The sequence below is a fragment of the Liquorilactobacillus mali genome, assembly GCF_001437155.1.
GTDB lineage: Bacteria > Bacillota > Bacilli > Lactobacillales > Lactobacillaceae > Liquorilactobacillus > Liquorilactobacillus mali_A.
The window spans coordinates 536-6,861 of record NZ_JQAR01000030.1; the positions used below are offsets into that span (position 1 = coordinate 536).

Genomic DNA, 6,326 nt, shown 5'->3' on the forward strand with positions numbered 1-6,326 from the left:
TAATCTAATCCTTGAATTTCCAAAATTTTAAATTGAGCAAGCCCCTGATAAATCTTTGCACTTCCTTTAATTCCATACTTTTTCATAAGTAACAAGGGCGAATTTTTCTGGGGATATTCGCTTAATACTTGTTGCTGTATTTAGCTGAAAACATAGTTTTCCCCCTGAAATTGAATTTACTCCAACTCAGGGGGGCACTTTAGCGTTAACGTAAAACATGTCCACTTTTTGCATCAAATAGGTAAATGTCAGATTTATTGATATAAAGATGCAACTGCTGATTATCTTCAGTAACTTTTTGGGAAGTTTGTATTACTATCTTAACTCCATCTACTGTTTTCAAATAGACAAGCGTATATCCCCCCATGTATTCAACTAAATTTTTAGTTGCAACTATTTCTACAAAATTTTCATGAAGTTTATCAGAATTCCTGTTTATAGAATTTTCAGATCTAATCTCAGAAACTTTCTCAGGTCTAAATCCTAGTATTGTTTCTCGCTGAGCTTCCTGTAAAAATTTCTTATTTATAATTTTCCTTAGATTATAATCTTTCTCCCCTATTGTAAATATCCCTTCGTTAGAAAGTGTTCCCTTTAAAATATTCATACTAGGTGAGCCAATAAAGCGAGCTACAAAAAGATTACGTGGATTGTCATAGAGTTCTTCTGGTTTTCCGTACTGCTGAATTACTCCTTTACGCATTATTAAAATTTTATCAGCCATCGCCATCGCTTCTGCCTGATCATGAGTTACATAAATTGTAATGGTTTTTAGTTGCCTGTGTAACTTAATAATATCTTGTCTTGTAGAAACTCGAAGTTTAGCATCTAAATTGGATAATGGCTCATCCATTAAAAAGACTTCAGGTGCGCGCACCATTGCACGCCCTAAAGCAACTCTTTGTCGCTGCCCACCAGAAAGCTGCGCGGGTTTACGAGCCAAATAGTCTGTGAGATTAAGCTTTTGTGCTGCTTCCTTGACCCGTGAATCAATTTCACTTTTAGAAAATTTACTAAGTTTTAAGTTGAACGCCATGTTATTGTAAACAGTCATATGTGGATATAATGCATAATCTTGAAAAACCATTGCAATGCTGCGCTTTTGCGGTGGAATATTATCGAAGCGCTTTCCATCTACATTAATTTTTCCCTTTGTAACTTCTTCCAAACCTGAAAAGCAACGCAATAGTGTAGACTTACCACAACCTGATGGTCCAATAATTGCAACAAATTCCTTGTCATCAATCTCAAGATTGATATCCTTTAGGGTATCATTTTCCGCATTATCATAACGCTTATAAAGGTGTTCAATTTGAATCTTATTCATAAGAAACGCCTCCTCGAGTTTATTCTTTGCTTTTGTTTCTGCAGCGATTCATAATAAAAACATAAAATTTAGGTAAGAAAGAATGGTGCTCTTGACAAACAATTGACAATGAATCGGGGCGGAAGACATGAAAAAAAGATTTTTTAAAATCGCTAAGCTAACTTTTATGTTGAGTTTATCATTAATTGTCTTAACATGTTGTAGTTTTAGCTCGCAAAAGGAAAAAAATTCAAAAATTACACTTAACTTTTTTAATCAAAAGCCTGAAATAACCGCACAATATCAAAAATTAGCGCGGATGTATCATGCTAAACATCCCAACGTCAATATCCAAATTACTACTTCAGGTCAAGGCGGTGGGGCCGCTGCTTTACAAGCGAAGTTTGCCTCTGGGGAAGCTCCAGATATTATTATGCTTGGCGGGCTACCTGAAATAGATCGGTATAAGGATCATTTGATTAATCTAAAAGATCTTAAGGCAAGTAAAAACATAGTACCAAATCTTGTTAGCGGTGGAATTTCAAATAAACGTATGGTTGGAATTCCAGTCGATCTTGAGGCTTATGGCTGGTCGTATAACAAAGCTGTGTTCGCTAAGGCTGGGATTGATGCCTCAAAGATCAATAACTATTCTGAATTTTTGAAAGCGGTTGAAAAACTCAATTCAGAAAAAAAGAAGATTGGAATCGATGCCGTTTTCGGCTTTAACGGAGCTGATACCAATTCAATTGCTTCTGTTTCAGCACAATTTACTTCTCTGCCGTACAACAATAATCTTGTCAAAGCTTTCAAAAGCAAAACTTTCCCTTGGAAATACGAGAGGCAAATGAAAAATTATTATGATCTCGTAAAAAAATATAATGTACAACCGATTCTTTCAGTTAAATATGATCCTTCTGTCCAAGACCTTTTTTTCAATGGTAAAGTTGCTATGATACCTCAAGGAAATTGGATTATTCCGACGCTTGATGGTCTGGAAAAGGGATACGTGCAAAAAAATCTTGGCATGTTACCGTTCTTTGTTAAAAATGATGGTACTGACCGTCTTTTGACCGGTTCCTCATGGTATTTAGGAATCACTAAAGATCATCCCAAGCGGCAAAAAGCTGCTAAAGATTTTATTAACTGGATGTATACTTCAAAAGAAGCTGAGAACGTAATCATTAACGAAATGCGTTTCGTTCCTGCAACTAAAAACTTTGATGTTTCGAGGCTGCCTGATGATCTTTCTAAACAAATTTATCGGATCGGCACTTCCAAAAACGCACAATCTCCTGTTCACAAACAGTACCCGAATGGCTTTACTAACCAAGCACTTGGGCCATATATACAGCGCTATTTTGTAAATGGGATCTCTTGGAAAGAATTGAAAAAGGAAACATCGGCTAAATATCGACAGCTCAGGGAAATCCAAAGTGGGGAGTGATAAAAATGCTTATCAAAAAACATCAATATCTGGCTTTTGTTTTACCAGCAGTTTTCTTTATACTATTGATTATTGTCGTACCATTTCTGATAGGAATTTATTATTCCTTTACCGATTCCAATGGTTTACGCTCTTCTTTTATTGGTTGGAAAAACTTTGAAGTCCTTTTTCAAGACTCCACCTTTCTGCAGAGTTTTTGGCTAACAGTTAAATTTTCTTTTGTTTCAGTAATTCTAATTAACTTAGTCGGTTTGGCTTTTGCGTTAATCGTCACCAGTCACAACAACAGACTCACAAAATCACTCAGAACCATCTTCTTCATGCCAAATCTGATCGGCGGAATACTACTTGGTTTTATCTGGCAATTCATTTTTACTTCTGCTTTTCAGGCAATTGCCGCTGCTTTTCATCTTGACTTTTTCAAAGGTTGGTTGAGCAACCCTTCAACAGGCTTTTGGGGGATAGTAATTCTGTTTGTTTGGCAGATGAGCGGTTATATTATGTTAATCTATATTTCTTTCTTGAATGCAATTCCTAAGAATACCATTCAAGCAGCTGTTCTAGACGGTGCAAAAGCAACCCAGATTTTCTTTTTCATCAAGCTGCCACAATTGGCGCCAGCCTTTACAATCAGTCTATTTCTAACACTTGCCAACTCGTTTAAACTCTATGAGCAAAACTTAGCACTTACAAATGGTGGCCCATACCGCTCCACAGAGATGATTTCGATGTATATTTATAATACTGCTTTTGTAAACTTCCAGCAGGGATACGCTCAGGCAGCCGGAATTATCCTTTTTCTTTGTGTAACCATTGTTTCCTTTATTCAATTAGCACTTTCAAGAAAGCGGGAGGGATAGAAGATGAAAAAATCAACTAAAATCTTACTTGGCTTTCTTTTTGGAATCATTGCCCTATTCTGGTTCTACCCCTTTATCATTGTTATTATCAATGCTTTAAAGGGAAAAAGGGGAATTTTTCAAAACCCGTTATGGTTTACACGGGACTTTACGTTTTCAAATTTCAAAACTGCTTACCAGGCGCTTGATTTTACAAGCAGTTTCTTTAACTCTTTAGTTATCACAGTAGCCAGTGTCATTGTAATCACATTGGTTTCGGCAGCTGCTGCCTATGCTCTTTCTCGTGTTAAAGGGCCTTTCAGTTCAATTCTCTACTATCTTTGTGCCGGCACTATGCTGATCCCTTTTCAGTCAATTATGATCCCGCTTCTTTCACTTTTTGGCAAGGTTAATTTCCTTAACAGAACGAGTCTGGTCATTATGAACACCGGGTTATCAGTAAGCCTCTCAATTATTCTTTTTTATGGGGCTTTTCAAGGAGTCTCAAAAACTCTTGACGAAGCTGCTGCTTTAGATGGAGCCTATCCTTTTAAAACCTTTGTTTATATTATCTTTCCAGCGGTCAGCCCAATGACAGGTACAGTTGTTATCTTGAATGCAATGAAAATATGGAATGACTACCTGTTACCATCACTAGTCGTTAATAAAGATGGCATGTACACGATTCCACTTAAGATGTATTCTTTCTTCGGTGAAACAAACAGCCAATGGCAATTAGCCTTAGCCGGACTTGTTTTGTCAATGGTTCCGATTATTATTCTGTTCCTCCTATTGCAAAAGCAAGTCATGACAAGTGTGACAGAAGGATCAGTTAAATAAACATTATTGTGTTGAGAATAGAATTAAATCTTAAAAAAATATCGATCAAATAAAAGTAGTAACTGAAGTGAACCCATAAATTGGAGTGAATTTCTAATCTGCTAATTGGCTGGTATATTTCCGGTATTTTACCGGAGACTACCATTCATACCAATTAACCAGTCGCTAATTTTGTGATTACAAGTGCATGCCCCCATCTTCATGCCGGTTTCGAGTTTGGTGTTGCCGTTGCTTTTTCGTCATTTCCCACTCAGTCTTCTTTAAACCTTGCGCCTGTCTTTGTCGTTGGTAATCTTCATCACGAGCATATAGAACAGTCATAATCGCGTCACTAAAGGCTGTCTTTAAGTAGTGACTTGGGCTAACTGGTTTGTAGTTCAGCGGTTGATAATGCCCCATATTTGCTTTTCGGTACTGATCGTCTTTATCTTGTTGCTCTTTTAACTGCTTTTGAATTTTCTCAATTTGACTAGTTTTAATAGTCGGATCGGCTTTACATTCACCAAGAAAGATTTGTTTAGTTCCGTCATGCTTTAAAACTCGTTGCAAGTTATGATTTTCTAGCTGATCTAAGCTAAGCTGCCCCGACAAATAAGCTAACCCCTGTTGATGTTCTTGAGTACTGAAAACCTGTGGTGGGTTTGCTTGCCACTGTTCGATTGTCTCAACCTTGCAGGGCTTTAAAGCTGGATCATAATACATCACGGCTGTATAAGCCTGTTCTTGTCTAACTAGTGAAAGATCATCTAAATCACCATTTGGAAAGGCTCTTTTCAATACTTCATGGTATTGCGTTTGAATGACTTGCTTAACGGCCATGATTATCCGTAGGTCTTTGACTGTCCTCGTAATCTTTTGCTGTTCGGCTGGTGAATACTTTTCTAGTAGTCCTTTATCGATGTGTTCTAGACTTTCTAAGCTATCATCATGAATCATCAGCGTATATTTAAGCTTGATTTTGACTTCCTTTTCTTGTTGCATTAATAACTTCCAACCAACGTATGACCGTTTGGTAAAGGTCAATAATTGTCGGGCCAATAAATCATCACGAATATTCATTAAACGTTCGTTTAATTCACTGCCCTTGAAAATCGTTTGTTCACTATTAGTTTCTTTAATCAATTCCCGTCGTTCAGCCGCGGTTGTCTGTTCAAAATCAAGCTCTGGATAAAGTTTTTTAGTCGTGCGATCAACTACTTTATTTAAGAGCTCACCTGCTTTTTTTAGTGAACTTTCTTGTTGGTTAATTGTCAATAATTGTTTAGTGACATCTTCACCAACAGCGTGCTTAATTAAGGTACTGTTTTTCCAATTAAATAGCATGCGCCGTTTATCATCTAAGTTCTCCAAACTGATATAAGTTTTTAGTTCATGGCTTAACTCTTTAACTACCCGTTTTTCATTGAATGAGAAGTGTTTACTTAGGCTATCTAAATGACCTCTATTGATTACTTTTTCTTGGTTGTTTTTATAACTGGCTTTGGCTTTGCGATAGTTCTTAACTTGTTGATTAAATTCTTTTCTTTCATGCCGCTTACTATTGATTCCCTCGTGTTGGGTTGGAGTATCATCTATTCCCTGCTCGATAAATGATTTTTCACTGATTCGATCGGGAATATTTTTTTGCTCTAAAATTTGATTTACACTAGCCGCCCAATTGTGCCGCCATTCAGTTATTTTTTCTTTTTTATCCCAATCAACTAACCACAACTTTCTTGATCTTGGGAAACGACTATTTCCTGTATAAGTCTTGTTCCCATTTTCATCTAATATGTTTTCTCGTTTACTTTTCAATCCCCACGTTCCGTCTGGGTTAAATGGACGGTTAGTTAGCATAACATGAGCGTGCGGATTATCTGGGTGATCTCTATGAATTGCCACATCGGCAACCATA

5 protein-coding genes are annotated in these 6,326 nt (G+C 36.8%); 3 read left to right on the top strand and 2 right to left on the bottom strand.

What is annotated here, in order from left to right; genetic code table 11:
- Positions 1-205: 205 nt before the first annotated feature.
- The gene (locus tag IV36_RS10115) at positions 206-1,327 is read right to left on the bottom strand and encodes an ABC transporter ATP-binding protein (protein ID WP_056992234.1); all 1,122 of its coding nucleotides are present in this window, start codon (positions 1,325-1,327) and stop codon (positions 206-208) included.
- A gap of 127 nt (positions 1,328-1,454) precedes the next feature.
- Here IV36_RS10115 and IV36_RS10120 point away from each other — a divergent pair, with 127 nt between their 5' ends.
- The 3 genes from IV36_RS10120 to IV36_RS10130 are packed head-to-tail and all read left to right on the top strand — an operon-like array spanning position 1,455 to position 4,432.
- Entirely contained in the window at positions 1,455-2,753 is a 1,299-nt protein-coding gene (locus tag IV36_RS10120) for an ABC transporter substrate-binding protein (RefSeq protein WP_041095743.1), read from the top strand.
- 5 nt (positions 2,754-2,758) lie between these two features.
- A complete protein-coding gene (locus IV36_RS10125) occupies positions 2,759-3,613 on the top strand; it encodes a carbohydrate ABC transporter permease (RefSeq protein ID WP_021355944.1) in 855 nt (284 codons plus the stop codon).
- A gap of 3 nt (positions 3,614-3,616) precedes the next feature.
- Entirely contained in the window at positions 3,617-4,432 is an 816-nt protein-coding gene (locus IV36_RS10130; RefSeq protein ID WP_056992236.1) for a carbohydrate ABC transporter permease, read from the top strand.
- Positions 4,433-4,609: 177 nt separating this feature from the next.
- Here the strand turns inward: IV36_RS10130 and IV36_RS10135 are convergent.
- Positions 4,610-6,326: MobA/MobL family protein (locus IV36_RS10135; RefSeq protein ID WP_082623756.1), on the bottom strand; the 1,717-nt coding region annotated here is incomplete at its 5' end.